The organism is Flavimobilis sp. BM9, from assembly GCF_058313055.1.
The window spans coordinates 380,417-407,375 of the sequence record NZ_JBZEMO010000003.1; the positions used below are offsets into that span (position 1 = coordinate 380,417).

The window sequence follows — 26,959 nt, forward strand, 5'->3', positions numbered from 1 at the left end:
CGTGCGGGACGGCGGTGCAGCGTGGGGTCGTGCTGCGTCGCCCGGGCCGGTCCGGACGGGCCGGGCCGGGCGACGCGTACAGCTTCGGTCAGGCCTTGGCCAGGAAGCGGTCGTAGCCCTCGTTCTCGAGACGCTCGGCGAGCTCGGGGCCACCCTCCTCCGCGATGCGACCGTCGACGAAGACGTGCACGAAGTCCGGCTTGATGTAGCGCAGGATGCGCGTGTAGTGCGTGATCAGCAGCGTGCCGACCTCACCGCTCGCGATGACACGGTTGACACCCTCGGACACGACACGCAAGGCGTCGACGTCGAGGCCCGAGTCGGTCTCGTCGAGGATCGCGACCTTCGGCTTGAGAAGCTCCATCTGAAGGATCTCGTGGCGCTTCTTCTCGCCACCGGAAAAGCCCTCGTTGACGGACCGCTCGGCGAACGAGTCGTCCATGCGCAGGTTCGCCATCGCAGACTTCATGTCCTTGACCCAGTGGCGCAGCGCCGGAGCCTGACCGTCGATCGCCGTCTTCGCGGTGCGCAGGAAGTTCGACACCGAGACGCCGGGGACCTCGACCGGGTACTGCATGGCGAGGAACATGCCCGCCCGGGCACGCTCGTCGACGCTCATCGCGAGGACGTCCTCGCCGTCGAGCGTCACGGTGCCGCCCGTGATCGTGTACTTCGGGTGCCCGGCGAGCGAGTACGCCAGGGTGGACTTGCCGGAGCCGTTCGGGCCCATGATGGCGTGGACCTCACCGGCGTTGATCGTCAGGTCGACGCCGCGCAGGATCTGCTTGGCGCCTTCCTTCGTCTCGACGCTGACGTGCAGGTCGCGGATCTCCAGGGTGGACATAGTTCTCCTCGGAAGCTGTTTCAGACGGTGGTGTCGACGTCGACGAGGACGTCGTCACCGTCGAGGGTCAGGGGGTACACGGGGATGGGGCGCACGGCGGGCGGCGAGTCGGGCTGGCCGGTCCGCAGGTCGAAGCGGGAGCCGTGGAGCCAGCACTCGATGAGGCAGCCCTCGACCTCGCCCTCGGAGAGCGAGACGGCGCCGTGCGAGCAGATGTCGGACACGGCGTGCAGCTCGCCGTCGGAGTCGCGGACGACGGCGACCTCGACGAGGCGCCCCTCGTCGTTCTCGAGCTCGACCCGGAACGTCCCCTCGACGGGGACGTCCTGGGCCAGGCAGGCGACCTGAGCGGTCATGCCTGCTCGCTCGCCCCGGTCAGGACGGACATGGACTTCTCGAGCTCGGCCTCGATCGAGGCCACCAGACGCTCCTCGACCTCGGGCACGCCGATCTCCTGGATGAGCTCGGTGAAGAAGCCCCGCACGACGAGCCGGCGCGCGTCGATCTCAGGGATGCCGCGGGCCTGCAGGTAGAACAGCTGCTCGTCGTCGAAGCGCCCGGTCGCGCTCGCGTGACCAGCCCCCTCGATCTCGCCGGTCTCGATCTCGAGGTTCGGCACGGAGTCGGCGCGGGCGCCGTCGCTCAGGACGAGGTTGCGGTTGAGCTCGTACGTGTCGGTGCCGCTCGCGGCCGCCTGGATCAGCACGTCGCCGACCCACACCGCGTGCGCGCCCTCACCCTGGAGCGCGCCCTTGTAGGTCACGCGGGAGCGGCAGTTCGGCACGCTGTGGTCGACGAAGAGCCGGTGCTCCTGGTGCTGGTCGGAGTCCGCGAAGTAGAGGCCGAGCATCTCGACCTCGCCGCCCTCGGCCTCGAACTCCGCGTCGGGGGTGATGCGGACGACGTCGCCGCCGAACGTGACGACGACGTGCTTGAGCTTGGCGTCGCGGCCGAGGCGCGCGCGGTGAGAGCTCGCGTGCACGGCACCGGCGGACCAGTCCTGGACGGAGACGACGGTGAGGTGCGCGCCGTCACCGACCTCGATCTCGACGGTCTCGGTGAGCAGTGCGTCACCCGTGTGGTCGATGACGACGACGGCCTCGGCGTGGTGCTCGGCGCGCACGAGCAGGTGCGTCGCCGTCGCCTCGTCGCCCTTGCCCTCGATGCCCTCGACGCGGACGGACGTCGCGCCCGTCGTGACCGTCTCGGCGGGGATCGTGACGACCGTGGCTTCCTGGACGGCATTCCAGGCGACGACGGCGGAGCGGTCGCCCGGGCGGCCGGCACGGCCGAGCCGCTCGTCGTCGCGCCCGACGATCTCGACGGACACGCCGGAAGGAGCGACGACGGTCGTGCGGACGCCGTGCCCGGCGATCTCCTGGTCGAAGAGCGGCGCGAGGCGGGAGACGGGCGAGAACCGCCACTCCTCCTCGCGTCCCGTGGGCACGGGGATCGCCGCGAGGTCGAAGGAGGTGACGCGCTCGGCGCGCGAGCCCTGCGGGACGACTGCGCCGTGCGAGTGTGCGCCGTCGAGGCCGGCCTGGCTGTGGTCGGTGCTCAGCGTCTCGGGAGTTGCGGTGGTCATCAGCCGACGGACCCTTCCATCTGGAGTTCGATGAGGCGGTTGAGCTCGAGGGCGTACTCCATCGGCAGCTCACGCGCGATGGGCTCGACGAACCCGCGCACGATCATGGCCATGGCCTCGGTCTCGGCCATGCCTCGGGACATGAGGTAGAAGAGCTGGTCCTCGCTCACGCGGGAGACGGTCGCCTCGTGGCCCATCGAGACGTCGTCCTCGCGGACGTCGACGTACGGGTAGGTGTCGGAGCGCGAGATCTGGTCGACGAGGAGTGCGTCGCACAGGACGTTGGACGCCGAGTGCTCGGCCCCTTCGAGGACCTGGACGAGGCCGCGGTACGAGGTGCGACCGCCGCCGCGAGCGACAGACTTCGACACGATCGACGACGACGTGCGCGGCGCGGCGTGCACCATCTTGGCGCCCGCGTCCTGGTGCTGGCCCTCGCCGGCGAACGCGATCGAGAGAGTCTCGCCGCGGGCGTGCTCGCCCATGAGGTAGATCGCCGGGTACTTCATGGTGACCTTGGAGCCGATGTTGCCGTCGACCCATTCCATCGTCGCGCCCTCGGCGGCCGTGGCGCGCTTCGTGACGAGGTTGTACACGTTGTTCGACCAGTTCTGGATCGTCGTGTACCGCACGCGGGCGTTCTTCTTGACGATGATCTCGACGACGGCCGAGTGCAGCGAGTCCGACTGGTAGATCGGCGCGGTGCAACCCTCGACGTAGTGCACGTACGAGCCCTCGTCGGCGATGATCAGCGTCCGCTCGAACTGGCCCATGTTCTCCGTGTTGATGCGGAAGTAGGCCTGCAGCGGGATCTCGACGTGGACGCCCGGCGGGACGTAGACGAACGAGCCGCCCGACCACACTGCGGTGTTGAGGGCCGCGAACTTGTTGTCGCCCGACGGGATGACGGACCCGAAGTACTGCTCGAAGATCTCGGGGTACTCGCGCAGGCCCGTGTCCGTGTCGACGAAGATGACGCCCTGCTCCTCGAGGTCCTCGCGGATCTGGTGGTACACGACCTCGGACTCGTACTGGGCAGCGACACCGGCGACGAGGCGCTGCTTCTCGGCCTCGGGGATGCCGAGGCGGTCGTACGTGTTCTTGATGTCCTCGGGCAGGTCCTCCCAGCTGGTGGCCTGCTTCTCGGTCGAGCGGACGAAGTACTTGATGTCGTCGAAGTGGATGCCGGACAGGTCGGCGCCCCAGTTCGGCATCGGCTTCTTCTCGAACAGGCGCAGCGCCTTCAGGCGGGTCTTGAGCATCCACTCGGGCTCGTTCTTGAGCGCCGAGATGTTGCGCACGACGTCCTCGTCCAGTCCGCGGCGCGCCGTGGCGCCGGCAGCGTCGCTGTCGTGCCAGCCGTAGCCGTACGAGCCGATCGAGGCGATGATCTCGTCGTCGGTCGAGGGCGCCTGGACGACGTTCTCGGTTGGTGCGGTCATGGTGATCCTTCCGCAGACCGGCTGTGGGGCCGGTGGTGGGTCGAGGTCGGGTGGTCGTGCTGTTCGGCGGGCGACGGCGGTGGCGGGTGAGGCTGCCACGCCCCGACCGGGATGTTCGTCGTGCAGACGTGGCCGCCGCCGGCCAGCGTCGCGAGTCTCTGGACGTGCGTGCCGAGCATCCGCGAGAAGAGGCGGGTCTCGGCGTCGCACAGCTGCGGGAACCGGGCTGCGACGTGCGCGACGGGGCAGTGGCCCTGGCAGAGCTGGACCATCGTGGTTCCCGCGACGGGTCGCACGCTGGGCGCGAAGCCGTCCTCGTGGAGTGCTGCCGCGAGCTGGTCGACGCGACCTTGGACGTCGTCGGCGGTCATGTGCCGCGCGTAGCGCGCGGCCGTCTCGTCGAGCCGCTCCTGAGCGAAGGCCTCGACGCCGTCCGTCCCCACCGCGCGGGCGAGGTACTCGAGCGCCTGGAGGGCGATCTCCGGGTATCCGGCGGAGAGCGCACCCTGCGCCGCGACGGTCGCGACGTACCGGCGCGCGGGCCTGCCGCGCAGCCCGGTGTGACCTGACTCGTGCACGGCGACGAGCTGCTCGCCCTCGAGCCCGGACAGGTGGCGGCGGATCGCTGCCGACGTGAGGTCGAGGCGCTCGGCGAGCTCGGCCGCACTGATGGGGCCGTCGGACATGATCAGCTCGAGCACCCGGTCCCGGGTGCTCGGGTCGGCGACGGGGTGGACTGGATCGACGTGCGTCAACTGCCACCTCCTGAGGGCGTCCGGTCGGGGCGCCTCCGGCAGCGGGGACGCCAGCACGCCAGCGGCGCGCATATACCGAACATTGTCGTTGCATAAATGTGCCGCTGCAAGGAAGGTGAACCTCAGTAGGACCAACGTCACTGCCTGCTCGCACCCAGGCATGTCCCCCGCGTCGCGCCACGACGGGCACGACCGCCGCACCACGCTCGCCCGCGTGTGCGACACGCCACACGACGACGAAGGGCCCGAGGCGCATGCCTCGGGCCCTTCGTCGTCGTGTCAGCTCAGGAGCGGACCGGCAGGTAGGCCGTCGCGTGGACCATGTTGTGGTCCGAGCCTCGCGCACTGTCCGTGCGTGCCATCTCGTTGACGTGGTTCGTGAAGTCGCCGACGCCCTGACCGAGGATGTAGTCGAGACGGACCCCGAAGCCCTGGTCGTACTTCTTGACCGTCGTGTACCAGTCGTTGAGCGTCGAGAACTCCGCGTTCTTCTTCTTCGTCGCCGTGAACGAGTCGCGGAACCCGGCACCGACGAACGCGTCGTGCGGGGCGTTGCCCGCGGACTTGTTCTGGTACGAGTTGAGGTCACCCGTCACCAGGACGGGCAGCTTCTGGGTGTTGAGGCGGCTCATCGTCGAGATGATCGACTGCGCCTGACGGCCACGCAGGGACTCGGCACCCTGGCGCGGGTCGAGGTGCGTCGAGACGAACCAGAACTCGCCGCCCGACTTGTTGTCACGGAACTTTGCATAGGCGAACTTCCGCTTGTCCTCGTTCGAGTCCGACGCGTTCGCCGCAAGGTTCGCCGTGCAGCTGCCCGAGTAGAAGCGCGCTCCCGTGTTCTCCGGGCAGTTGCTCAGGAGGGTCAGGCGCTTCTTGTCGTAGAGGATCCGCTGGCCCTGGCTGCCCCAGGTCGAGCCCGGCTCGAGGTAAGGGCTCACGCGGACCATCGCGTAGTCCGCGCTGCTCCCGGCGGTCTTCGCGGCGCTGCGGACGGCCGCGAGGAGGGACTCGGTCTGCCGGGTCTTGCCGTCAGCGCTCACCTCTTCGGTGCTGGGCGAGACCTCCTGAAGGCCGACGACGCTCGCGCCGGACGCGACGATCGTGGACGCGACCTTGCCCTTGCGCTTCGACCAGGGCTTGCTGGGCTGGGAGTTGGCGCCGACGCGCGCCGACACGACGTTGTACGAACCGACCTTGAGCGGGACCATCCCGGCGGTCGTGCCCGCCTGGCGGGCGGGCTGCACGGCGTGGAGCGACGGGTAGAGCCGCATCTTGGTGCCGGCCGTGCCCTTGTTGAGCGCACGGAAGCGGTAGTAGAGGTGGTTGCCGCTCGCCGGGTGCAGGCCGAGCTTCGCCGTCACGGAGGCGGGGATGACGTACGACTTGCCCTTCGCCGGGATCGTGAGCCGCACGTGCTTGCGACCCTTCTTCGGCAGGTTCGACTTCTGGTCGTTGAACACCGTCGAGGCGAGCTCGAGACGGTAGTGCGTCGTGTACGTCGTCTTGTGCTTCCACGTGAGGCGGACCTCGCCCGGCTTGGGGCCGGGCGTCGCCACGAGCGACGTGACGCGCTCGGGGATGTGCACCTTGGTCTTGACCTTCTTCGGGGCGGACCACGCGCCCTTGGCGCCGTTCTTGGCGACGGCACGCACACGGACCCGGTAGGTCGTCGCGTTCTTGAGCCCCTCGACCGTCACCTCGAGCCGTCCACCGGCAGGCTTGCTGTTGGTGTTGGCGCGCACCGTCTTGACCCTGTCCTTCTTGAAGGCCTTGTCGGTCGCCACCTGGACCTCGTAGCGCTTGACGCCCTTCTGCCAGGTCCAGCCGACACGCACGTTGTGGTTCCGGCTGCCGCCCTTGGCGAGCTTGACACCCGTCACGCGCTTGGGCGTCTTGGCCTTCTTGGCCGCGACGACGGAGGTCGCGACAGGCGCGGACTGCGCGGTGGTCGCGGAGGCTGCGGGGATGACGGCTCCACCGACGAGGACCGAGAGCGCGACAGCACCGGCCAGGGCGGACCGGGAGAGGATCGAGGTGTTCTTCACACACCCACCATCGGTCATGCGGGGCTCTGGATGAAGCCTTTCGTGACCGACGACTCACGCCCGGGGACGGGGCCCGAGCGCGACCAGCGCCTTCACCTCCGCGACGAACGCGTCGTGCGCCTCGTTGCCGTCGAAGTCGCCCAGGGTGTGGACGCGGACACGTTCCCGCTCGTCGTGCAGCGGGTCGGAGACGAGCAGCTGCTCGAGCGCGGTGTCGAGGTTGCTCAGGTCTCGCTCGATGACGTACGCGGCACGGGCGACCGAGAACTCGCGGACGAACTCGGCGCCCGAGCACGTCATCGCGACGAGCGCGAACGGCTTTCCTGACTGGAGGAAGTCCGAGGTGACCGACGAGACGTCGGAGACGAGCGCGTCGACGTCGTTGATGCAGTCCGCGACGGTCCGGTCCTTCTCGGCAGCCCGACCAAACGTGTGGGCCCGGCCCGACTCGCGCGAGTCCGCCTCGAGCATCGCGCGGATCGCCTCGCACTGCTCCCGGTCGGAGGGGATGATCTCGCTCACCGGGTGCGGGCGGAACGTGACCGTCGCGCCGCGCCGCAGCAGTGCGGCGACGATCTCGGTCCCGACCGGGAGCGACGTGTAGCGGTCGTACGTGTGCTTGCCGTACCAGGTCGGCGCGTACAGCACCCGCTGCTCGGCCACCTCGGACACGTGGCGGTCGGTCCTGACGATGTCAGCGATCTGCGGCCGTCCGACCAGCACGAAACGCTCTCGCGGGATCTCGACGCCGTGCTCGGCGTACCTCTCGACGCCCTTCTCGCCACAGACGAAGACCCGGTCGAACTCGCGATGCATCGGGTTGAAGTTCGCGGGCTTGTCCGAGTCGCCGTGGTTGAGGAAGACGTGCCGCATGTGTCGGTAGGCGAGGTAGGGGCGGTTCTCCTTCGCGTTGCGCAGGAACACCCCGAGCGTCAGGCTGCGCACCATCACGGCGTCGAGCAGTCCCCGGTCCGAGTCGTTCGCGCAGATGACGGGCGCAGGCGTGAGCTTCGCGATGCTGCGGACGGTCGCCGCAGAGCGCGCGACCACGATGTAGGGCAGCCCAGCAGCACGGACGTGCGGCTCCCACATCGGGATCTGGTAGGAAGCGCTCGACTCGCCGCCGGTGTGCATGATCGCGATCTTGGGGGCAAGGTCCGCGAGGAAGGCGCGCAGCGCAGCGCGCTGCCGCGCGACGGGGATGATCCGCGCGAGCGTGAGCACGGCGAGGACCGCGTGCCCGGCGAGGCCAGCCACCGCGAGCGCACCTGCGACGACCGGCGCGTCCACGAGCCCGGCGGCAGCGGCGAGCGCGAGCGCCACGGTGCTCGCCGCGACGGCGAGCACCCACGTACCCGGCTGCAGGCGGGCCGGCGCCTGTCCCATCGAGGGGATGTTGGCGACGCGCAGCGGCGCGATCCTGCCGAACGCCTTGAGCGGCGGCTCGGCTGCGGCGGAAGCGACGAGGACGGCCGCCCACGTCCAGACGAGGATCCCCGCGGCAGAGCCTGGGGTCGGGGCAGCCGCTGCCGCGAGGGCGACGACGACGACCGTGCGCGCCTGAAGGTCGCGCGCCAGGACATCGGCCCCCTTCGCGTTGAGCGCCCGTCGCGCCGGGCCGGACGGCCGAGCGAGCATCTCCACGAGCACGAGCGTCGCGAGCGCCGCTCCCACTGCGCGGAACGGCGTGCCGGGGGCGACCATCACGAGGACGAGGGCGACGACCGCGATCGTGACGCGCAGGAGGTCTCGAGCCTCCGCGCGTCGACGCACTGCCGCCAGGAGGGCGCGACCGCCCGTGTGCTGCGAAGTCATGCCCAGATCGTACCGATGTCGTCGCGCTGCGCCGGGCACCGGCTGGGACGGCGCCGCCCTCGTGGGCCGCGGGTCGGCGGGGCACGCGACGTTCGTCCTAGACTCGGTGACCGTGCCCACCACCCCGGCCGTGCAGGTCACGGACCTCGTCAAGAAGTACGACGGCGTGACCGTCGTCGACTCGTTGAGCCTCACAGCGGCCGCAGGCAGCGTCACGGCCGTCCTGGGCCCGAACGGAGCCGGCAAGACGACGACGATCGAGTGCTGCGAGGGCCTGCGCGTCCCGGACGGCGGGACCGTCCGGGTGCTCGGGCTCGACCCCCGCGCGGACGCGGTGGAGCTGCGCCCTCGCGTGGGTGTCATGCTCCAGGACTCCGGTCTGCCCGCGCAGAAGCGCTCGGGCGAGGTCCTCCGCCACGTCGCCCGCATGCACCGCAACCCGTGGGACGTCGCCGACCTCGAGGAGCGTCTCGGCCTGGGGTCCTTCGCGACGACGACCGTGCGTCGTCTCTCTGGCGGCCAGCGGCAGCGTCTCGCGCTCGCGTGCGCGCTCGTCGGGCGTCCCGAAGTCGTCTTCCTGGACGAGCCGAGCGCCGGCATGGACCCGCAGAGCCGCCTCGCCGTGTGGGACCTCGTCCGCGCCCTGCGCGGCGTCGGCACGTCGATCATCCTGACGACGCACCTCATGGACGAGGCGGCTGAGCTTGCGGACGACGTCGTCGTCGTCGACCACGGGCGGGTCATCGCGCAGGGCACGCCCGCCGAGCTGACGACGGGCTCGGGCGACCAGGTCGCGACGTTCGAGACGGACGCGCCGCTCCCCCACGACGCGAGCGCTCGCCTGCACGACCGTCTGGGTGGTGACGCCGCGTGGACGGTCGAGTCGACCGAGGCGACGCGCCTGCGCGTCGCTGGTCCGCTCGATCCCGGCGCTCTCGCTGCGGTGCTCACCTGGTGCGCCGACGAGAACCTGCTCGTCACGAGGTTCGACCTCGGGCGCCGCACGCTCGAGGACTTCTTCCTCGACCTCACCGGAAGGACCATGCGATGAGCGCGACGACCCCGGGGCCCGTCCCGGCCCCCGCTCCCGCTGCTGCTCCCGCGCGCGCACGGCTGCGCGCCCAGACGTCGTTCGAGATCGCGTCGATCTTCCGCAACGGCGAGCAGGTCCTGGTGACGCTGCTGCTCCCCCTCGTCGCGCTCGTGGTCCTCGGCGGGACGGACGTCGTCGACATCGACCTGGGCGGGCGCGCGCGCATCGACGTGGTCACGCCGGGCGTGCTCGCGCTCTCCGTCATGGCTGCGGCCTTCACGTCGCAGGCGATCGCCACGTCGTTCGACCGGCGTGGGGGCGTGCTTCGTCTCATGGCGACGACCCCGCTCGGGAGGTTCGGGCTGCTCGGCGGCAAGGTCGCCGCAGTCCTCGTGCTCCAGGTCGTCCAGGCACTCGTCGTCGGCGGCGGTGCCGTCGTGCTCGGCTGGCGTCCCGGAGCGCCCGACGTCCTGGCGGCGCTCTTGGTCGGTGCTCTCGGGACGGCGGTGTTCACGTCGTTGGCGATGCTCATCGCGGGGACGCTCCGGTTCGAGGCTGTGCTCGCGCTGGCCAACCTCCTGCTCGTGGTCCTCACGCTCGTCGGCGGCGCGCTCGTCCCGACGTCGTCGTTCCCGGGCGTCGCCGGCGACATCGTCCGTCTCTTGCCCTCCGGCGCGCTCGGTGAGGCGATGCGCGGTGCGTTCGACGGCGGAGTCGCTCTGCGCGACGTCGCGGCGCTCGTGGTGTGGACCTTCGGGCTCGGCTGGGCGACCTCCCGCACGTTCCGCTGGAGCTGACGCGACGAGCATCACGCTGCCAGATTCGTCCGGCCCAGCGCGTGAGGAATAGCGTAGGGACCGTGACGACCCCGGACGCCGCCCCTGCCCAGACGACCACGACCCCGCCGCGCGGTCCCCTCGAGAGGTTCGTGCGGTGGACCGACACCCGGCGCCGGGCGATCCTCGTCGCGAACCTCGTGGCCCAGATCGGCATCATCGTCACCGGTGGCCTCGTCCGTCTGACCGGCTCCGGTCTCGGCTGCTCGACGTGGCCGCAGTGCGAGCCGGGGAGCTTCACACCGGTCTACCACCCGGAGGCGGCGTTCCACTCGGCGATCGAGTTCGGGAACCGGACGCTCACGTTCGTGCTGTGCGTCGTCGCGGGGCTGACAGCAGTCGCGGTGTGGCGCCAGCGCGATCGAGCCCTCTCCTACCGGGTGCTCGGCCTCGTCCCGATCATCGGGGTCGTCGTCCAGGCCGTCGTCGGCGGGATCACCGTCCTCGTGGACCTGCATCCCGCGGTCGTCGGCTCGCACATGTTCATCTCGCTCGGCCTCGTCGCCGCGTCGACGTGGCTGATCGTGCGCCACGGAGAGAGCGACGGGCCCGCGCGCCCCGTTCTCCCGTCGCCGGCGCGCGCGGTCGCCGCGCTCACCGGCGTCCTTGCCGTCCCGATGCTCGTCCTGGGCGTCATCACGACGGGCGCAGGCCCGCACTCGGGCGACGAGGAGGTCGGTTACCGCTTCGCGCTCGACCCCGCACACGCCGCGAAGCTGCACGGCGTGAGCGTCTGGGTCTACATCGCGTCCGTCGCCGTGCTGGCCGCGCTCGTCGTGCGGGCGTCCCGCAGCACGGCCGACACGGAACGCCCCCGTCGCGCGCTGATCCTCGTCGGCGCGGTCATCGCGCTGCAGGCGGTCATCGGCTACACGCAGTACCTCACCGACCTGCCGATCACTCTCGTGCTGCTGCACATGCTGGGTGCTGCCCTGTCGACAGCAGCTGCGGCGAACCTCGTCCTGTCGACCCGCACCCGGTCTGACGAACGCCGCTCGTGACCGGGACGGCGAGGGCGTCGTCCGGGAGGTGAACCTCCCGCCAGGTACGACGAGAGGGGCGGACCATCGGTCCGCCCCTCTCGTCTACCCTCATGCGTGCGTCGTCACGCTCCGCGGCCTCGCCGGCCAGGAGGGACACCGTCGCGCCGCTCGGGCCACGGTGCGTCGCCCGGCCTGAGCGTCTCGAGACCCTGGTTCATCGCGGCGGCGAGAGCCAGGACCCCGACGACGGTCGACGGGTTGTGCAGGCGACCGGCGAGCACCGACTCGACGGCCTCTTCCCACGGCAGCCAGTGCGGCACCATGTCCATCTCCTCGTCCTCGCGGACGTGGCGCTCGGACTCGGGCACGGGGCTCAGGTCCCGGGCGAGGAAGACGCGCAGCGCCTCGTTGTTGCCGCCCGGCGTCGTGAAGTAGTCGGCCAGCACGTGCCAGGTCGTGGCACGCAGGTCCGCCTCCTCCGCGAGCTCACGCTGCGCGGCGACGCACGCGTCCTCTGCGGTGATGTCGAGGAGGCCGGCGGGCGGCTCCCAGAGCTCGCGTCGTACCGGGTGGCGGTACTGGCGCAGCAGCAGGACGCGACCCTCGTCGTCCATCGCGATCGTCGCGACGGCCCCAGGGTGGTCGACCCACTCGCGAGTGACGACCCCGGCCTCGCCGAGGTCGACGTCTTCGCTCACGACGTCCCACACGACCCCGTCGTGGACCGCGCTGCGGTCGACGACGGGGCGTGGGGCGACGCGGTCGAAGATGGGGTCTGTCATGAGTCCTGCTGGGCCACGGCCGCGGCGATCAGGCCGGCGAACAGCGGGTGAGCCTTGGTCGGGCGCGACTTGAACTCGGGGTGGGCCTGCGTCGAGACGTAGTACGGGTGCACGTCCGCGGGAAGCTCGACGAACTCGACGAGCGTTCCGTCGGGCGACGTTCCCGAGAAGACCAGGCCAGCCTCCTCGAGCTGAGCCCGGTACGCGTTGTTGACCTCGTAGCGGTGGCGGTGACGCTCCGAGACGTGCGTGCTCCCGTAGACCCCCGCGATGACCGAGCCGGGCGCCAGGACGGCGTCGTACGCGCCGAGGCGCATCGTCCCACCGAGGTCGCCAGCGCCGTCGACGAACGCCTGCTGCTCCTCCATCGTCGCGACGACGGGGTGCGCGGTGTCGTCCGAGAACTCCGAGGACGAGGCGCCCTCGAGGCCGACGACGTTCCGGGCATACTCCATGACCATCGACTGCAGGCCGAGGCAGATGCCGAGCGTCGGCACCCGGTTCTCTCGCGCCCAGCGCAGCGCACCGAGCTTGCCCTCGATGCCGCGGACGCCGAAGCCACCGGGCACGAGGATCGCGTCCGCACCGCCGAGCGCCTGGTCGGCACCCTCGGGCGTCTGGCACTCGTCGGAAGCGACCCAGCGGATCGCGACCTTCGCGTTGTTGGCGAAGCCGCCGGCACGCAGCGCCTCCGTCACGGAGAGGTAGGCGTCCGGCAGGTCGATGTACTTGCCGACGAGCGCGACCTCGACGTGACGCTCAGGGTTGTGCACGCGCTCGAGGAGCTGGCTCCAGCCGTCCCAGTCGACGTCGTGGAACGGCAGGCCGAGGCGACGCACGACGTATGCGTCGAGGCCTTCTGCGTGCAGCACCTTGGGGATGTCGTAGATGCTCGGCGCGTCCTTGCACGTGACGACAGCCTCGTTGTCGACGTCGCACATGAGGGCGATCTTGCGCTTGATCGACTCGGGCATGTCGCGGTCGGCGCGCAGGACGATCGCGTCCGGCTGGATGCCGATGCTGCGCAGTGCGGCGACAGAGTGCTGCGTCGGCTTCGTCTTGAGCTCACCCGACGGGCCGATGTACGGGACGAGGGAGACGTGCAGGAAGAAGCAGTCGTCGCGGCCGAGCTCGTGGCGGACCTGGCGGGCCGCCTCGAGGAAGGGCTGGGACTCGATGTCGCCGACGGTGCCACCGATCTCGGTGATGATCACGTCGACGTCGGGGCTCGCCTGGGCGCGCATCCGCGTCTTGATCTCGTCGGTGATGTGCGGGATGACCTGGACGGTGTCGCCGAGGTACTCGCCGCGACGCTCCTTGGCGATGACGTGCGAGTAGACCTGGCCGGTCGTCACGTTCGCGCTCGCCGAGAGCGGCACGTCGAGGAAGCGCTCGTAGTGGCCGATGTCGAGGTCCGTCTCGGCACCGTCCTCGGTGACGAAGACCTCGCCGTGCTGGAACGGGTTCATCGTTCCCGGGTCGACGTTCAGATAGGGGTCGAGCTTCTGCATCGTCACGCGGAGGCCGCGAGAACGGAGAAGGCGACCGAGGCTCGAGGCCGTCAGTCCCTTGCCGAGTGAGGAGGCGACGCCTCCGGTCACGAAGATGTGCCGGGTCGTGGATTCCGACCGCCCGGAGAGTCGATTCGCATGCTCTACCACGGGATTCCACTCTATCAGTGAGTTGGCCGCCCGCCCCCGGACCCGCCGCGTCGGCAGCATCACAGTTGCCGGACTCTCCGCCGTGCGGAGCTATCGGTAGACCCGCAGGAGCTGTGCGACGACGTCGTCGCTCGTGGGGAGCTCCCGGGACCGTCGGGCCGCATCGTCGCCCTGACCTGCACGTCTGGTGTCGTCGACGAGCAGGGCGGCCGTCTCGCGCGCGAGCGCGGTCGGGTCGCCGACGGGCACGACGACTGCGCCCCGCTCCCCCGTGACCTCACGCGTGCCGCCTGCGTCGGTCACGACGAGCGCAGCACCTGCACCGAGCGCCTCCTGGACAGCGATCGGCTGGCCCTCCCACACGGCGGTGCTCACGACGACGTCGGCGGCGCGCAGGAGCGCCGCGACGTCCGAGCGGGCGCCGAGCATGCGCACCGGCAACGACCGGCGTCGGATCTCGTCCTCGGTCTCGCCGAGCAACGGTCCGTCTCCGGCCACGCACCACGTGGCGTCGGGGACGTCGCGCGCGAGACGCTCGGCGGCGTCGAGCAGCGTGTCGAGGCCCTTCTGAGGGGCGAGGCGCGCGACGGTGAGCACGAGCCGGCCGGGTACGTCGAGCTCCGCTCGCACCGCAGCGACGTCGTCGTCGCTGACCGGGCGCACAGCAGGAGCGGGCACGAGCGCCCGTTCGGCGCCACGCGCGCCCAGCGTCCCGGCACGGGCGACGAGGTCGCCGCTCACACCGAGGACGACATCGGCGCCGCGCGCGACGACCCGCTCGAGGACCGCAGAGACGGCCCGCACCGCGCGACCGCCGACCGGCAGGTTGTGGAGGGTGACGACGACGCGCGGTCGCGAGCGTCTCGTCCGCGCAGCCATCACGGCGAAGGCACCGGCGCGCAGCCCGTGCGCGTGGACGACGTCCGCTCCCGCCATGGTCTCGCGCAGCGCACGGACCGCAGCGAGGTCGCCCGGCCCGGGCCGTGGGCCGATCTCGACGGCAGCGAGCGGGAGCCGCTCGTGGAGCAGCCCGCGGGAGGACGCGGGGCCTGCGACGCGCACGTCGTGCCCGTGCGCCGCGAGTGCGACCGAGACGGCGGAGACGTGCCGGATCACCCCGCCCGCGCTCGTCCCGAGCACCTGCAAGATCCGCATGTCACTCCCCTTCCGTCGCTGCGGCGGCGACCCGCGCGGCGTGCGGACGTCCGAGCATCTCGCGCACCGACCCGCGGTCGACGACCCACGCACCGGCGAGGACGACGACGACGGCGAGCAGGCCGCCGACGCCACCTGCCACGACGGTCCCGGTGGTGCCCGGCCACGCCTCCACGACGAGGTCGGCGACGACGCGCCCGGCGGCCGCACCCGCGGCTCCCACGCACGCGACGACTCCCGCTGTCCGCGCGACTCCTCGCGATGCGTCCGCTCCCGCGGTGCGGCGCAGCACGACGATCGCGGCGATCGCACCGACGACCATACCGACCGACCCGCCGATGCCGAGGGCGACGAGGGTCGCCGTGGCGTCTCGCCCGCCCCACGTGGCGGAGACCGCCAGGACGGCCGAGGTGACGATGCCGACGGCCCAGCCGACCGACGACGCGAGGACCGCGGCGCGTGACCTCTCGAGCGCATAGAGCACGCGGGTCAGGTGCAGCATGACGCCGAGCCCGACGAGCCCTGGTGCCATCCAGCTCAGGGCGGGCGCCATGGCGGCGATCACCTGGTCGTCACCGTGCCCTACGGTCGAGAACACCATGGCGACCTGCGGGGCTGCGGCGACGAGGGCGCTCGCGCCCACCGCGCCGAGCACGAGGACCGCGCGAGTGGTCAGTGACACGAGGCGGCCGAGGCGCTCAGGCTGGTGGACGACGTCGGCGATGCGCGGGAAGGCGCTCGTGACGAGCGGGACGACGAGCACGGCGTGGGGCAGGACGTACACGGCCTGCGTGTACTGGTAGACGGCGAAGGTGCCGTCGCCGCCCCGGTTGTTCGCGAGCCAGATCGTGGCGACGAGCGAGAGCTGCTGCGCGAGGACTGCGACGACCCCGGCGGCGGCGAGCTTCCGCGCGCGCCTCGCGACGCCCTCGGGGAAGCGCCACGTGGGGCGCAGCCTGACACCGCCGCGCGCGGTGGGCAGGAGCAGCGGGACGGAGAGGGCGACGACGCCAGCGGTCGTGCCCCATGCGAGCCAGGCGACGGCTCGGGCCGGGAGCGCGGCGAGGTCGTCCTGGGCACCGTCGGCGGTGGCGCCGAACACGATGTAGGCGCCGATGACGACGAGCGTCGACAGGACCGGGACGAACGCCGGCCAGAAGAACCTCTTCTGCGCCTGGAGCACCCCGGTCAGCACGACGCCGAGGCCGTAGAGCGGGACCTGCCACGCGAACACCCGCAGGAAGTGCGCAGTGAGCTCGAGTTGCGCGCTCGGTGCTCCGGCGCCGAGGAAGACGGTGACGAGGGGCTCGGCGAGGACCGCGACGAAGACCGCGAGCGGGACGAGGATCGTCGCAGTCCACGTGAGCGCCGCCGACGCGATGCGATCGACCTCGGCGCGTGCGCCTCGCGCGAGAGGCGCGGCGAGCAGCGGCACGACGGCGCCCGCGAGGGCGCCGCCGGCGGCGACCTCGAACAGGACGTTGGGCAGCGCGTTCGCGGATGCGTACGCGGTCCCCGTGGCGCCGTAGCCGACGGTGCCCGCCTGCACCATCCAGCGGGTGAAGCCAAGGATCCGCGAGAGGAGCGTGATCGCCGTGATCATCGCGGCCGCGCCGACCAGGCCCGTGGCGATCCGGCCCGAGCGCGACCTCAGGTTCACGGCCGTCTGCCCCACGAGTCGAGGGCGGAGAGCACGGGGGTGCGCTCGATGACACGGGAGAAGCTGACCTTCTCGGACGCGAGGGTGAGACCCACGACTGTCGCGGCAGCGACCAGCCGCGCGGGCCGTGACGCTTGTGTCAGCCCGACACCGACGACGCCTCCGAGCGCGTTCGCACCGCTGTCACCGAGCATGTCGAGCTCGGCGAGGTCGGCTGGGAGAGATGCCGCGACGGGCGCGACGACGGCTGCCGCCTGTGCCGGGGCGCCAGCCAGGGCAACCGTCGCCGCGCCGATCAGCCCCACCTTGAGCGCGCGCCCGGGCCGGAGGTCGAAGAGGTTGACGAGGTTCGCTGAACCTGCCACGAGGATCGAGTCGAGGACGAGGTCTCCGAGCGCGGTGACGGACGACGACGCCTGCGCTCCGCGGCGGTCCCGGCCGACGAGCGCGGCGGCGGCGAGCGCGCCTGCGCCGATCACGCCGATCTTCATCGCTCCTGTCGTGACGCGGCCCTCACGCAGCGCACCGAGGTGACCGCGCAGGCCCTTGTCCCGCTGCTCGGTGTCCTCGTGCAGGTCGTCGTTGAGCCCAGCGGCTCCCCCGGCGAGCGCAGCGACAGCGCCTGCCGTTCCCACCCGGGCGCGTCGCGAGACCACACCGGTCGTCAGCGCACCTGCCGCGAGGCCGGACGCAAGGGCAGGGCCGCCCATGAGGCTGACGCGCGTGCCGCGGAAGTTGGTGCGCAGCCACGTCGCGGTCCCGCCGGGCATCTGCTCGTCGAGTGCCGCGCGGACGAGGTTGCGTGCCGTGACACCTGAGAGCGCGCCCGCGACAGAGCCGCGCAGGCGCGTCATGCGCCGTCGCCCGTGTCCGCGTCGCCGTCCTGGGTCTCGGCTCCGCCGTCGGCCTCCTGCGCGACGGCGGTGCGTGCGGTGCGGTCGACCTCGGCGAGCCGCACGACCGGGGGCGCGACCGCGGTCGCGCCGGACTGCGGACCGTAGTGCCCGACCGTCCCGGAGGCCTGGGCTGCGAGCGTGAGGACTGTCGTGATCTGGCCCGTCGTGGTGGCGGCGTCGGCGACCGTGCTGATCGGCGTCTCGCCCTCGGCGATCGCGTCGAGGAGCGCCGTGCTCGTGCCGGTCGCGACGACGACAGCGGCCTCGGACCCGGAGACCGCTGCGGCCGCGAGCTCCTGGTGGATGAGGCGCGTGGTCTCGGCCTGGGTGCCGCTGCTCGGCGTCTCGTCGCTCTTCGGCTCGTCCGCGCTCGTGAGCAGGACGATCATGTCCGCGGGGGCCGCGTCCGGCTGTGCGTAGGTGACCAGGTCGCCAGCGGCGAGGAGTCCCTGGAGCACGCTCGCGTCCGGGGAGTACGCGTCGGGCTTGCTCGAGTCGATCTGGACGAGCGAGAGCACGAGCGCGGTCGCAAGGTCCGCGTCGACCGAGCCGTCTGGGGACTCAGGGAGGTACTGGGCGAGGTTGGCGGCGAGCGACTGGCGGAACTTGGCCTGGCCCTCGCTCGTCCACGTGTCCGCGAGCTGCACCCGCGCGGTCACCTTCCCGCCGCCGGCGGCGACACGCTCGGAGAGCGCGGCGACGGTCTCGTCGCTCGCGGAGTCGAGCTCGACGATCGCGACGCGACGGCCGGCGATCGACCCGGCGACGAGGCTCGGTGCGGTCGCGTCGAGGAACGCGTCGCGCTGCGAGAGGTCGGCGGCTGCCTCGTCGAGGTCAGCGCGCAGCTTCTCCTTGTCGGCACGCAGGGACTCGACCTGGCCGGTGAGCTGGTCGCCGATCGCCTCCTTGAGCGGGCCTGCGCCCAGCACGATGCCCACGGCGAGCGCCAGGAACACCGAGATGAGGGAGACGAGGTGGTAGCGGAAGTCGATCACGGCGGGGGTTCATCCTCGGTCGGTAGCGGAGTTGCGGGTGGGGCCGGGCTGGTCAGGGTGAGGCGAACAGCCCCAGGATCCAGCTCCAGACGTCGTCCATCCAGGCTCCCGTGAGCCCGAAGAGAGTCTGCCCGGCGGCGGTCGACATGAGCGCGACGACGAGAGCGACGAGGCCGGAGACGACGAGCATCGCCAGCTGCGCGTTCGAGATCCGCTGGCGGTAGAGGCGGGAGACGCCCTTGGCGTCGACGAGCTTGCCGCCGACGCGCAGTCGGGTGAGGAAGGTCGACGCCATGCCGGAACGGCCCTTGTCGAGGAACTCGACGAGGGTGACGTGCGTACCGACGGCCACGATCACGTCGGCGCCCTTGTCGTCGGCGAGGAGCATCGCGATGTCCTCGCTCGTGCCGGTCGCGGGGAACACGACGTGCTTCGCCCCGAGGCGCTCGACGCGCTCGAGTCCGGGCGCCTTGCCGTCCCGGTACGCGTGCACGACGATCTCCGCGCCGCTCGTGAGGGCCTTGTCCGAGACGGAGTCCATGTCGCCGACGATGATGTCCGGGCGCCAGCCCTCGTCGAGGATCGCGTCGGCACCGCCGTCGACACCGATGAGGACCGGGCGGTACTCGCGGATGTACGGACGGAGCGTCGCGAGATCCTCGCGGTAGTGGTAGCCGCGGACGACGATGAGCGCCTGCCGCCCTTCGAGCTTGGTGGAGATCTCCGGGACCCCGACGCCGTCGAGGAGGAGCTCTCGCTCGCGGCGCAGGTAGTCCATCGTGTTCGCAGCGAACGCCTCGAGCTGGGCGGACAGCCCCTCGCGCGCCTCGGCGAGGCTCACCTCGATGGTGTCGGCCGTCTGCAGCTCGCCCTCGGCGACGAGGTGACCGCCGTGGAGGACCTGGGCGCCGTCGACCTGGACCCGCTGCCCCTCGGTGAGCGCCATGATGTCGGGTCCGAGGTCGTCGATCAGCGTGATGCCTGCCTCGACGATGATCTCGGGTCCGAGGTTCGGGTAGCGGCCCGAGATGGACTTCGAGGCGTTGAGGATCGCGGCGGGCTGCGCGGCGACGAGCGCCTCGGCCGCGACGCGGTCGATGTCGAGGTGGTCGATGACCGCGATCTCGCCTGCGCGGAGTCGCTTCGTCAGGTTCTTGGTGCGAGGGTCGACGCGGACGGGCGCGAGGAGCCCAGGGGTCGCGACGTCGGTCCGTCGTCTGCGGGAGGTGAGTTTCATCGTGAAGATCATCCCATGTCGGCGGCGGCGAGAAGCTCCGCGGCGTGCGTGCGCGCGGCGTCGGACTCTTCCTGCCCGGAGAGCATGCGGGCCAGCTCCGTCACACGGTCGTCGGACGTGACGACGGTGACGTCGGACTGCGTGACGACGTCACCGCCCGAGCCGGTGGACTTGGTGACGACGAGGTGCTGGTCGGCGTACGCGGCGACCTGGGCGAGGTGCGTGACGACGACGACCTGGGCGGAGCGGGCGAGCGCGGCGAGCCTGCGGCCCACCTCGAGGGCGGCACGGCCGCCGATCCCTGCGTCCACCTCGTCGAACACGAAGGTCGGGACGCCCCCGCCGCGTTCCTCGCGCGCGGCCTGGGCGAGCACGACCTCGATCGCGAGCATGACGCGGGACAGCTCGCCGCCGGAGACGCCCTTGCCGAGCGGGCTCGCGGGTGCGCCGGGGTGCGGACGCAGGCTCATGACGACGGCGTCCGCGCCCCACGGTCCGGGCTCGTCGGGGCGGACCTCGACCTCGAGCCGGGCACCCGCCATGGCGAGTCCGTCGAGCTCGGCAGAGACGAGATCGGCGAGCCGCGCCCCGACCTCGCGTCGGGTCGCACTGATCGTCGCGGCCCGCTCGGTGAGCGCCGCGTCGATCTCGTCCCGGCGGGCAGCGAGGTCGGCGAGCCGCTCGTCGCCACCCTCGAGGTCGAGCAGGCGCAGGCCTGCAGCGGACGCCCACTCGAGGACGGCGTCGACGTCGCTGCCGTAGCTGCGGGTGAGCTGGCCGAGCTGGGCGCGGCGGGTGTTGGCCTCTTCGAGCCGGCCAGGGTCGACGGCGAGGTCCTGCAGGTATCCGGACAGGTCCGCGGCGAGCTCGGCGAGCTGAAAGCCGATCTCGGCGGCGCGTTCGGCGAGGCGTGCGAGCGACGGGTCGTGCGCGGCGGCGGCCTCGAGCTCTCGGCGTGCACGCTCGACGAGTGCGACGGCGGAGGGCGCGTCGCCGGACGCGAACTCGTCGCCCGTGACGGCATCGTGCGCGACCGCCGTCCGTGCCCGGAGGTCCTCGACGTTGCTCATCCGGGCGATCTCGGCATCGAGCTCGGTGTCCTCGTGCGGCTGCGGGTCGACCCGCTCGACCTCGGCGAGGCCGAGGCGGAGCAGCTCGGCTTCGCGTGCACGGTCGTCGCGCTGGGAGGTGAGCCGGTCGATCTCCTCGGCGACGGCGCCCCGCTCGGTCCACAGTGCGTGGTAGTCGTCGAGCGCGCGGGCGTGAGCCGCCCCGGCGAAGGTGTCGAGCGCGTCGCGCTGGCGTCGCGGGGACCGCAGGCGCAGCTGGTCGCTCTGGCCGTGCACCGTGACCAGCTCTTCCGCGAGGTCGGCGAGGACGCTCTGCGGCACGCTGCGGCCTCCGAGGTGCGCGCGCGACCGCCCCGAGGTGATGGTGCGCAGGACGACGAGGGAGCCGTCGTCGTCGAGCGCGCCGCCAGCGTCCTCGACGCGTTCAGCGACGGCGGAGCCGGGGGCGAGGACGAAGCGCCCCTCGGCGAGAGCCCGGTCGGCACCGGTGCGCACGCGTTCGGAGTCGGCCTTGCCACCGAGCAGGAGGTCGAGCCCGGTCAGGAGCATGGTCTTGCCGGCGCCCGTCTCGCCGGTGATCGCCGTGAGCCCCGGGGCGAGCGGGATGTGGGCCCGGCTGATCACTCCGAGGTTCTCGATCACGATCTCTTCGAGCACTGTCAGTCCTTCGGGTGGTGCGGGATGACGGGCTGGGAGCCGGTGCGCGGCGCGCCGCCCCGCCAGCCGACGACAGGCAGGGAGAACTTGCGCACGAGCCTGTCGGTGAACGGCGCGTGGCTCAGCCGCGCGAGACGCACGGGGTCGGAGCCGCGCCGCACCTCGATGCGTGCACCGGGCGCGACGTCGATCCGGCGGCGTCCGTCGAGGGTGAGCACGCCGCCTGACTGGGAGCGGGTCACGATCTCGACTGCGAAGGTCGATCGCGGACCGACCACGAGCGGGCGGGCGAACAGGGCGTGCGCGGCGAGCGGCACGAGGAGCATCGCGTCGACGTCGGGCCACACGACGGGCCCTCCGGCGGAGAACGCGTGCGCAGTCGATCCGGTGGCGGTCGAGATGACGACACCGTCACAACCGAACGAGGACAGCGGCCTCCCGTCGACCTCGATCGCGACCTCGAGCATGCGCTGCCGGTCGGCCTTCTCGACGGTCGCCTCGTTGAGCGCCCAGCCGATGACGGGACGCTCGTGGCCGGGTGCGCGCACCTCGACCTCGACGACCCCGCGTTCCTCGACCTGGTAGTCCCGGGCGGCGACGCGCTGGACGGCGTCCCGCAGATCGTCACGCTCGCTCTCGGCGAGGAATCCCACGTGGCCGAGGTTGACGCCGAGGATGGGTGCCGACGTCCCGCGCGTGAGCTCGGCGGCGCGCAGGATCGTCCCGTCTCCCCCGAGCACGACGACGATCTCGGCGTCGGCCGTCTCGGGGCGTCGAGCGCCGACGAGGTCGCCGTGCGGGGTCGGCAGGTCCTGGTCGTGCAGGACGACCGTGAAGCCTGCCGCCGTGAGCTCGTGCATCGCCTCCCGCAGGGCGACGAGCGCTTCGGGCCGGCCCCCGTGAGTCACCACGATCGCGGTCCTGGTCACTGGTCACCTCCGTCGGTCGTCGCGCCGACCACGAAGGCGTGGCGCCCCTCAGAGTCTGCCACCGCAGCACGCACGGCGGCGGCGGTCCACGCCGGGTCGACGGCGCTGCGGTGCGGGCTCAACCAGCAGAAGAACTCGCGGTTGCCGCTCGGCCCGGGTAGCGAGCTCGCTGCGACGGCGACGGGTGGCGCGCCGAGCCCGGTCGCGCACCCGACGACGTCGAGCACAGCGGTGACGTGCAGCTCGGGGTCGCGGACGACGCCGCCGCGACCCAGCCTCTCGCGACCCACCTCGAACTGCGGTTTGACCATGAGCAGCAGGTCGGCTGCGGGCGCGGAGGCACGGAGTGCCGGGAGGATGAGCGTCAGCGAGATGAAGGACAGGTCGCCGACGACGACCTGCACGTCGTCGGGAAGCTCGTCCGGCGTGAGCTCACGTGCGTTCGCGCCCTCGCGCTCGACGACGCGCGGGTCGGCCCGCAGGGTCGGGTCGAGCTGGTCGTGGCCGACGTCGAGTGCGACGACCTGGCGTGCACCGCGCTCGAGCAGCACCTGGGTGAACCCCCCGGTCGACGCGCCGAGGTCGAGGCAGACCGCTCCGTCGATCACGGGACGCGGGCACGGGAGGACGTGGTCGGCGAGCGCGTCGATCGCGTCGAGTGCTCCGGCGAGCTTGTGACCGGCGCGCGAGACGTACCGGTCGACGTCGCCGGGGAGCAGGACGAGAGACGTGCTGTCGTCAACGGGGTGCGAGGCCCGGGTGACGGCGACGCCGTCAGCGAGGACGCGGCCGTCGCGCACCGCGTGCGCGGCCAGCGTGCGTGATCGGACGAGCCCGCGCGCGACGAGGGCGACGTCGACGCGGTGGGCGCCTGAGGTCATCTCAGCCCTCGTCCTGCCCGGTGAGGTGGGCCTCGAGCTCGCGGTGCACCTGCTCGACGACCTGGACGTGCTCGACGACGGGTCGTGCGGTCAGACCGTCGAGGCGCTCGAGCATGCGGTCGACCTCGGCGTCACCGGTGCGGCTGTCCTGCATGGTCCTCCTGTCGGGTCGTCGGCGCGGTGGCCCACGAGAAGGCCTCACCCAGGTTAGCCCGGCTGCCTGGCATGACGACGCCGCAGCCCCGGACGTGTGGGTCCGGGGCTGCGGCGTCGATGGTTGGGGACGGGCGGCTCAGTGGTCCCCGACCGCGAACTCCGGGACGGACCGGGGGTCGACGGGGCCGGCTCCCGAGTCCGCGCTGTCCCACGCCGCGGCGCACGCGGCGCGCACGATGTCGACGGCGTCTGCGTCGGTCGAGAGCTGCGTCTCGTCGAGCTCGAGCCGTCCGTCGTTGACGCGGGCTGCCGCGCCGCGGCTGACCCACCAGCCAGCCTCGAGGCGGGGTTCGGGGTGCGCCACGAGCAGCGCACGAAGGTCCTCACCGATGAGGTGCGGGCGCAGGTGCGGCTCGGCGAGCACGTCGTCGCGAGCGGTGTTGACGCCTGTCAGGACGTGCAGGCCGGGATATCCCCCGGCCCGCGCGCCGGCGAGGTCCGTGTCGAGACGGTCCCCGACGACGAGCACGCGCTCGGCGCCTGCCCGCTCGACCGCGAGCTCGTACATCCGCGGGGAAGGCTTGCCAGCGCTGTCGGGCGTCACTCCGGTCGCGTTGACGACGGCCCCCACGAGCGAGCCGTTGCCCGGGGCGTAGCCACGGGCGGTCGGCAGGGAGAGGTCGAGGTTGCTCGCGACGTACCAGGACCCGCGGCCGACGGCGTAGGCCGCCTCGGCGAGGTCGGCCCAGCCGAGCTCGGGCGCGAAGCCCTGGACGACCGCGTCAGGCTCGTCGTCGGCAGAGCCGACGATCGTGAAGCCCGAGGTGGTCACGGCTGTGCGCAGGCCGGCGCCACCGATGACGAGCACCTTCGCCCCGGGGGCGAGTCGCGTCTCGAGCACCTTGGCCGCGGCCTGGGCCGCAGTCATGACCTCGTCGGGCTGGGTCGGGATCCCGAGCGTGGTGAGCTGGTCAGCGACCGACTCGGGCTCGCGCGACGCGTTGTTCGTCACGTAGACGAGCCGGAGCCCGCGTTCCCGCGCCGACGTGAGTCCGTCTGCGGCATGGTCGATCGGCAGCGGGCCACGGTAGGCGACGCCGTCGAGGTCGACGAGCGCGAGGTCGTAGGCCTCGGCGAGCGGCAGGTCGGTCCCAATGAGGCCTGCTGCGGTCACTTCTCACCCTCCGCGCGGTCGGCAGCAGCGTCAGTCGCCGACGCGTCGTCCTGCTCCTCGGCCGTCGCGGCGTCAGCCGGCCCGGCGGTCTCGGCGTCGTGCGACGCCGTGCCCTCGGGAGCCGAGCCGGCGTCGCCGCCGGAGCCCTCGGGCTCGTCCGACGTGTCGGCGGCGGCCGTCTCGGTCGCGGCATCTGCTTCCGCGACCGGGTGCTCAACGGCCTGAGGCTCGGGGATGAGCTCCTCGCTGAGGTCGTAGACGACGACGTCGTCCTCTTCGTCGACCTCGCCGCTCGCGGCGCGGATCTCGTCGTCGGTGAAGCCGACGAGAGCAGCTGCAGCATCGCTCTCGCGGCCTGCGGCCTCGTGCACGAGGGACCGTGCCACGGCGACGCGCGCCTCGAGGAGGCGCTCGCCGCGCGGAATCTCGATCTGGTCGAGCACCGCGAGGGCCGCGTCCAGCTCGCCCAGGTCTCCCCGCGCGCCGCTGACGACGATCGCGAGCTCAACCTTGGCCGACGCGTCGAGCGTCTCGGCCTCGGGCGAGGCCGCGAGGGCGATGGCGCGCTCAGGGCGCTCCAACCCGCGTTCGCAGTCGGCCATGACCGGCAGGTGCTCGGACGAGCCGTTGAGCCGCCGCACGGTGCGCAGCTCGCGGAGCGCCTCGGCGTAGCGGCCGGTGCGGTAGGCGGCGAGGCCTGCGGCCTCGCGGACGATGTCGACACGTCCACCACGGCGGACGGCCTCCTGGGCGTGCTCGTAGGCAAGCTCCGGGTCCACGTCGATCAGGCGGGCGACCATGACAAGGTGCCGACCGACGTCCTCGGCGTTGTCCTTGCTCAGGGTGCGCAGGCGACCGCGGGCGTCCCGGTCGAGCTCGCTGAACGAGACGTCGTCGGGCAGCACGGGGCCGTGACGGGGAGCGTCGCCGGCTGCATCACGCGGCCGGTCATCGCGCGGCGGACGGTTTGCGTGATCGTGACGCTCGGGCCGCTGACGAGTGTCCGGGCGGTCCTCGCGACGACGCGTACCGGCGCCCTCGTAGCCGCGGGACTCTGCGCGGTCGGACGCGCGCGGCCGGTAGTCACCGGCTGGCGGGCGCCCTTCGCGGTGGGCAGGGCGACGGTCGTAGCTGGAGGGGCGACGCTCGCCGCTGGCGGGCCGCTCGTCACGCCGTGACGCGTCGCTCGCCCCACGGGGACGCTCGTTGCGCCGGGGCCGTTCGTTGCCCTGGGGCCGATCGTCCCGGCGGTCTGCGCCGAAGGAGGGACGCGAACCGTAGGAGCCGCGCTCGTCGCGCTGCGGGCGGTCAGCGTCGCGGGAACCGCCGAAGGACGGGCGGGAGCCGTAAGAGCCACGCTCCTGACGCTCACCGTCCCGGCGAGGCTGACCACCACGGAATCCGCGGTCGTCGCGGGCCGGCCCGCGGTCGTCTCGGCGATCGGAGCCGAAAGACGGACGAGAATCGTATGACGGACGCGAATCACGGTCGCCACTGCGCGGCGCGCCGGACGAGGGACGCACATCCCGGTCGCCACGCGCTGCCCCGTAGGACGAACGCGAATCACGGTAGCCTCCGCGGGAGGGGCGAGAGTCTCTCGCACCGTCGCGCGAGCCGCCGAAGGACGGGCGGGAACCGTAGGAGCCGCGCTCGTCGCGCTGCGGACGGTCAGCATCGCGGGAACCGCCGAAGGACGGGCGGGAACCGTAAGCGCCACGCTCCTGACGCTGCGGACGCTCACCGTCCCGGCGATGCTCACCACCACGAAGTCCGCGGTCGTCGCGCGCCGGCCCGCGGTCGTCTCGACGGTCGGAGCCGAACGAAGGACGAGAACCGTATGACGGACGCGAATCACGGTCGCTGCGGACACCGTCACGACCAGCCCGCGAGCCGCTGGACTGGGCGTCGCTACGTCGTGCGTCGCCGTAGCGGGTCCCCGAGTCGCGACGTCCGTACTCGCCGCCTCCACGGGCACCGCCACGGGCGCGGTCGTCGCGGCCGCCTCGAGGTGCAGACGAGGACCGCCTGGGCTGCTCGCCGTCGTCGCGGCGATTCCTGTCTGGGTTCTCGTTCACGCTGATGCGGTTCCTTCCACGATTGAGTTGCGCTCCATTGTCGCAGAGAACACTGAGGAGCGAGGTGTGACGAACGTCGAACGACCAGCCGGAAGCGCCTGGTGCTGTGCGGCGAGGCGCCTGCGAAGCCATGACGAGCTGCCTTGGGCCATACCCACAGGCCACGGCGGCTCCGGCGGGGCGTCTGTCGCGACGACGACCACTGCGGGTACACCAAAGGCCCACCCCGATCGGGGTGGGCCTTTGGTGAATGGTTGTCCGGCGGCGTCCTACTCTCCCACCCCGTCTCC

General features: G+C 71.9%; 23 protein-coding genes. 3 read left to right on the forward strand and 20 right to left on the reverse strand.

Features of this window, described 5'->3' with window-relative positions:
• Positions 1 to 88: 88 nt before the first annotated feature.
• The 7 genes from sufC to AC4F3Q_RS07790 form a co-directional block, all read right to left on the reverse strand.
• On the reverse strand, positions 89 to 844 hold the full coding sequence (gene sufC, locus AC4F3Q_RS07760) for a Fe-S cluster assembly ATPase SufC (RefSeq protein ID WP_168447535.1): 756 nt from the start codon (positions 842 to 844) through the stop codon (positions 89 to 91).
• 20 nt (positions 845 to 864) lie between these two features.
• Positions 865 to 1,200 (reverse strand): non-heme iron oxygenase ferredoxin subunit, encoded by a 336-nt coding sequence (locus AC4F3Q_RS07765; protein ID WP_168447536.1) that lies wholly within the window; start codon positions 1,198 to 1,200, stop codon positions 865 to 867.
• Positions 1,197 to 2,429 (reverse strand): Fe-S cluster assembly protein SufD, encoded by a 1,233-nt coding sequence (gene sufD, locus AC4F3Q_RS07770; RefSeq protein WP_491039456.1) that lies wholly within the window; start codon positions 2,427 to 2,429, stop codon positions 1,197 to 1,199. Before sufD ends, AC4F3Q_RS07765 begins: the two co-directional genes overlap by 4 nt.
• The gene (gene sufB, locus AC4F3Q_RS07775) at positions 2,429 to 3,871 is read right to left on the reverse strand and encodes a Fe-S cluster assembly protein SufB (protein WP_168447538.1); all 1,443 of its coding nucleotides are present in this window, start codon (positions 3,869 to 3,871) and stop codon (positions 2,429 to 2,431) included. The genes sufD and sufB overlap by 1 nt, the downstream gene beginning before the upstream one ends.
• A complete protein-coding gene (locus tag AC4F3Q_RS07780) occupies positions 3,868 to 4,626 on the reverse strand; it encodes a helix-turn-helix transcriptional regulator (protein ID WP_491039457.1) in 759 nt (252 codons plus the stop codon). Before AC4F3Q_RS07780 ends, sufB begins: the two co-directional genes overlap by 4 nt.
• Positions 4,627 to 4,910: 284 nt before the next feature.
• Positions 4,911 to 6,674, reverse strand: a complete 1,764-nt coding sequence (locus tag AC4F3Q_RS07785) for a fibronectin type III domain-containing protein (RefSeq protein ID WP_491039458.1) — start codon at positions 6,672 to 6,674, stop codon at positions 4,911 to 4,913.
• Positions 6,675 to 6,728: 54 nt separating this feature from the next.
• Positions 6,729 to 8,489: a CDP-glycerol glycerophosphotransferase family protein gene (locus AC4F3Q_RS07790; RefSeq protein ID WP_491039459.1), complete on the reverse strand. Its 1,761-nt coding sequence runs from the start codon at positions 8,487 to 8,489 to the stop codon at positions 6,729 to 6,731.
• A gap of 112 nt (positions 8,490 to 8,601) precedes the next feature.
• On the opposite strand from AC4F3Q_RS07790, the gene AC4F3Q_RS07795 reads away from it, so the two are divergent.
• From AC4F3Q_RS07795 to AC4F3Q_RS07805, 3 genes are all read left to right on the forward strand, one after another.
• Entirely contained in the window at positions 8,602 to 9,540 is a 939-nt protein-coding gene (locus AC4F3Q_RS07795) for an ABC transporter ATP-binding protein (RefSeq protein ID WP_491039460.1), read from the forward strand.
• Entirely contained in the window at positions 9,537 to 10,319 is a 783-nt protein-coding gene (locus AC4F3Q_RS07800) for an ABC transporter permease (protein WP_491039461.1), read from the forward strand. The genes AC4F3Q_RS07795 and AC4F3Q_RS07800 overlap by 4 nt, the downstream gene beginning before the upstream one ends.
• A 62-nt stretch (positions 10,320 to 10,381) precedes the next feature.
• A complete protein-coding gene (locus AC4F3Q_RS07805; protein ID WP_491039462.1) occupies positions 10,382 to 11,359 on the forward strand; it encodes a COX15/CtaA family protein in 978 nt (325 codons plus the stop codon).
• A gap of 104 nt (positions 11,360 to 11,463) precedes the next feature.
• Here the strand turns inward: AC4F3Q_RS07805 and AC4F3Q_RS07810 are convergent, their stop codons facing one another.
• The 13 genes from AC4F3Q_RS07810 to AC4F3Q_RS07870 form a co-directional block, all read right to left on the reverse strand.
• Positions 11,464 to 12,123, reverse strand: coding sequence for an NUDIX domain-containing protein (locus AC4F3Q_RS07810; protein ID WP_491039463.1), 660 nt, complete (start codon positions 12,121 to 12,123; stop codon positions 11,464 to 11,466).
• On the reverse strand, positions 12,120 to 13,784 hold the full coding sequence (gene pyrG / locus AC4F3Q_RS07815; protein WP_491039464.1) for a CTP synthase: 1,665 nt from the start codon (positions 13,782 to 13,784) through the stop codon (positions 12,120 to 12,122). The genes AC4F3Q_RS07810 and pyrG overlap by 4 nt, the downstream gene beginning before the upstream one ends.
• Positions 13,785 to 13,874: 90 nt before the next feature.
• Complete coding sequence (locus tag AC4F3Q_RS07820; RefSeq protein ID WP_491039465.1) at positions 13,875 to 14,939, reverse strand: glycosyltransferase; 1,065 nt, start codon at positions 14,937 to 14,939, stop codon at positions 13,875 to 13,877.
• A gap of 1 nt (position 14,940) precedes the next feature.
• Positions 14,941 to 16,614, reverse strand: a complete 1,674-nt coding sequence (murJ, locus tag AC4F3Q_RS07825; protein ID WP_491039466.1) for a murein biosynthesis integral membrane protein MurJ — start codon at positions 16,612 to 16,614, stop codon at positions 14,941 to 14,943.
• Entirely contained in the window at positions 16,596 to 17,453 is an 858-nt protein-coding gene (locus AC4F3Q_RS07830; RefSeq protein WP_491039467.1) for a hypothetical protein, read from the reverse strand. The genes murJ and AC4F3Q_RS07830 overlap by 19 nt, the downstream gene beginning before the upstream one ends.
• Positions 17,450 to 18,490 (reverse strand): copper transporter, encoded by a 1,041-nt coding sequence (locus tag AC4F3Q_RS07835; RefSeq protein WP_491039468.1) that lies wholly within the window; start codon positions 18,488 to 18,490, stop codon positions 17,450 to 17,452. Before AC4F3Q_RS07835 ends, AC4F3Q_RS07830 begins: the two co-directional genes overlap by 4 nt.
• Positions 18,491 to 18,542: 52 nt before the next feature.
• Complete coding sequence (gene steA, locus AC4F3Q_RS07840) at positions 18,543 to 19,727, reverse strand: putative cytokinetic ring protein SteA (protein WP_491039469.1); 1,185 nt, start codon at positions 19,725 to 19,727, stop codon at positions 18,543 to 18,545.
• A gap of 8 nt (positions 19,728 to 19,735) precedes the next feature.
• Positions 19,736 to 21,454: a DNA repair protein RecN gene (gene recN, locus AC4F3Q_RS07845; RefSeq protein WP_491039470.1), complete on the reverse strand. Its 1,719-nt coding sequence runs from the start codon at positions 21,452 to 21,454 to the stop codon at positions 19,736 to 19,738.
• 2 nt (positions 21,455 to 21,456) lie between these two features.
• Positions 21,457 to 22,383, reverse strand: a complete 927-nt coding sequence (locus tag AC4F3Q_RS07850; protein WP_491039471.1) for an NAD kinase — start codon at positions 22,381 to 22,383, stop codon at positions 21,457 to 21,459.
• Positions 22,380 to 23,264, reverse strand: coding sequence for a TlyA family RNA methyltransferase (locus AC4F3Q_RS07855; RefSeq protein ID WP_491039472.1), 885 nt, complete (start codon positions 23,262 to 23,264; stop codon positions 22,380 to 22,382). The genes AC4F3Q_RS07850 and AC4F3Q_RS07855 overlap by 4 nt, the downstream gene beginning before the upstream one ends.
• Position 23,265: 1 nt before the next feature.
• Positions 23,266 to 23,418: a hypothetical protein gene (locus AC4F3Q_RS07860; protein ID WP_168447552.1), complete on the reverse strand. Its 153-nt coding sequence runs from the start codon at positions 23,416 to 23,418 to the stop codon at positions 23,266 to 23,268.
• A 138-nt stretch (positions 23,419 to 23,556) separates the two neighbouring features.
• The gene (locus tag AC4F3Q_RS07865) at positions 23,557 to 24,594 is read right to left on the reverse strand and encodes an HAD-IIA family hydrolase (RefSeq protein ID WP_491039473.1); all 1,038 of its coding nucleotides are present in this window, start codon (positions 24,592 to 24,594) and stop codon (positions 23,557 to 23,559) included.
• A complete protein-coding gene (locus AC4F3Q_RS07870) occupies positions 24,591 to 25,499 on the reverse strand; it encodes a hypothetical protein (protein ID WP_491039474.1) in 909 nt (302 codons plus the stop codon). The genes AC4F3Q_RS07865 and AC4F3Q_RS07870 overlap by 4 nt, the downstream gene beginning before the upstream one ends.
• Positions 25,500 to 26,959: the final 1,460 nt, after the last annotated feature.

Bases quoted from the DNA above. Each gene is read 5' to 3' on its own strand.
- sufC (WP_168447535.1), bottom strand. From the start codon at position 844: ATGTCCACCCTGGAGATCCGCGACCTGCACGTCAGCGTCGAGACGAAG.
- AC4F3Q_RS07765 (WP_168447536.1), bottom strand. From the start codon at position 1,200: ATGACCGCTCAGGTCGCCTGCCTGGCCCAGGACGTCCCCGTCGAGGGG.
- sufD (WP_491039456.1), bottom strand. From the start codon at position 2,429: ATGACCACCGCAACTCCCGAGACGCTGAGCACCGACCACAGCCAGGCC.
- sufB (WP_168447538.1), bottom strand. From the start codon at position 3,871: ATGACCGCACCAACCGAGAACGTCGTCCAGGCGCCCTCGACCGACGAC.
- AC4F3Q_RS07790 (WP_491039459.1), bottom strand. From the start codon at position 8,489: ATGACTTCGCAGCACACGGGCGGTCGCGCCCTCCTGGCGGCAGTGCGT.
- AC4F3Q_RS07800 (WP_491039461.1), top strand. From the start codon at position 9,537: ATGAGCGCGACGACCCCGGGGCCCGTCCCGGCCCCCGCTCCCGCTGCT.
- AC4F3Q_RS07810 (WP_491039463.1), bottom strand. From the start codon at position 12,123: ATGACAGACCCCATCTTCGACCGCGTCGCCCCACGCCCCGTCGTCGAC.
- AC4F3Q_RS07820 (WP_491039465.1), bottom strand. From the start codon at position 14,939: ATGCGGATCTTGCAGGTGCTCGGGACGAGCGCGGGCGGGGTGATCCGG.
- AC4F3Q_RS07830 (WP_491039467.1), bottom strand. From the start codon at position 17,453: ATGACGCGCCTGCGCGGCTCTGTCGCGGGCGCGCTCTCAGGTGTCACG.
- steA (WP_491039469.1), bottom strand. From the start codon at position 19,727: ATGAAACTCACCTCCCGCAGACGACGGACCGACGTCGCGACCCCTGGG.
- AC4F3Q_RS07855 (WP_491039472.1), bottom strand. From the start codon at position 23,264: ATGACCTCAGGCGCCCACCGCGTCGACGTCGCCCTCGTCGCGCGCGGG.
- AC4F3Q_RS07860 (WP_168447552.1), bottom strand. From the start codon at position 23,418: ATGCAGGACAGCCGCACCGGTGACGCCGAGGTCGACCGCATGCTCGAG.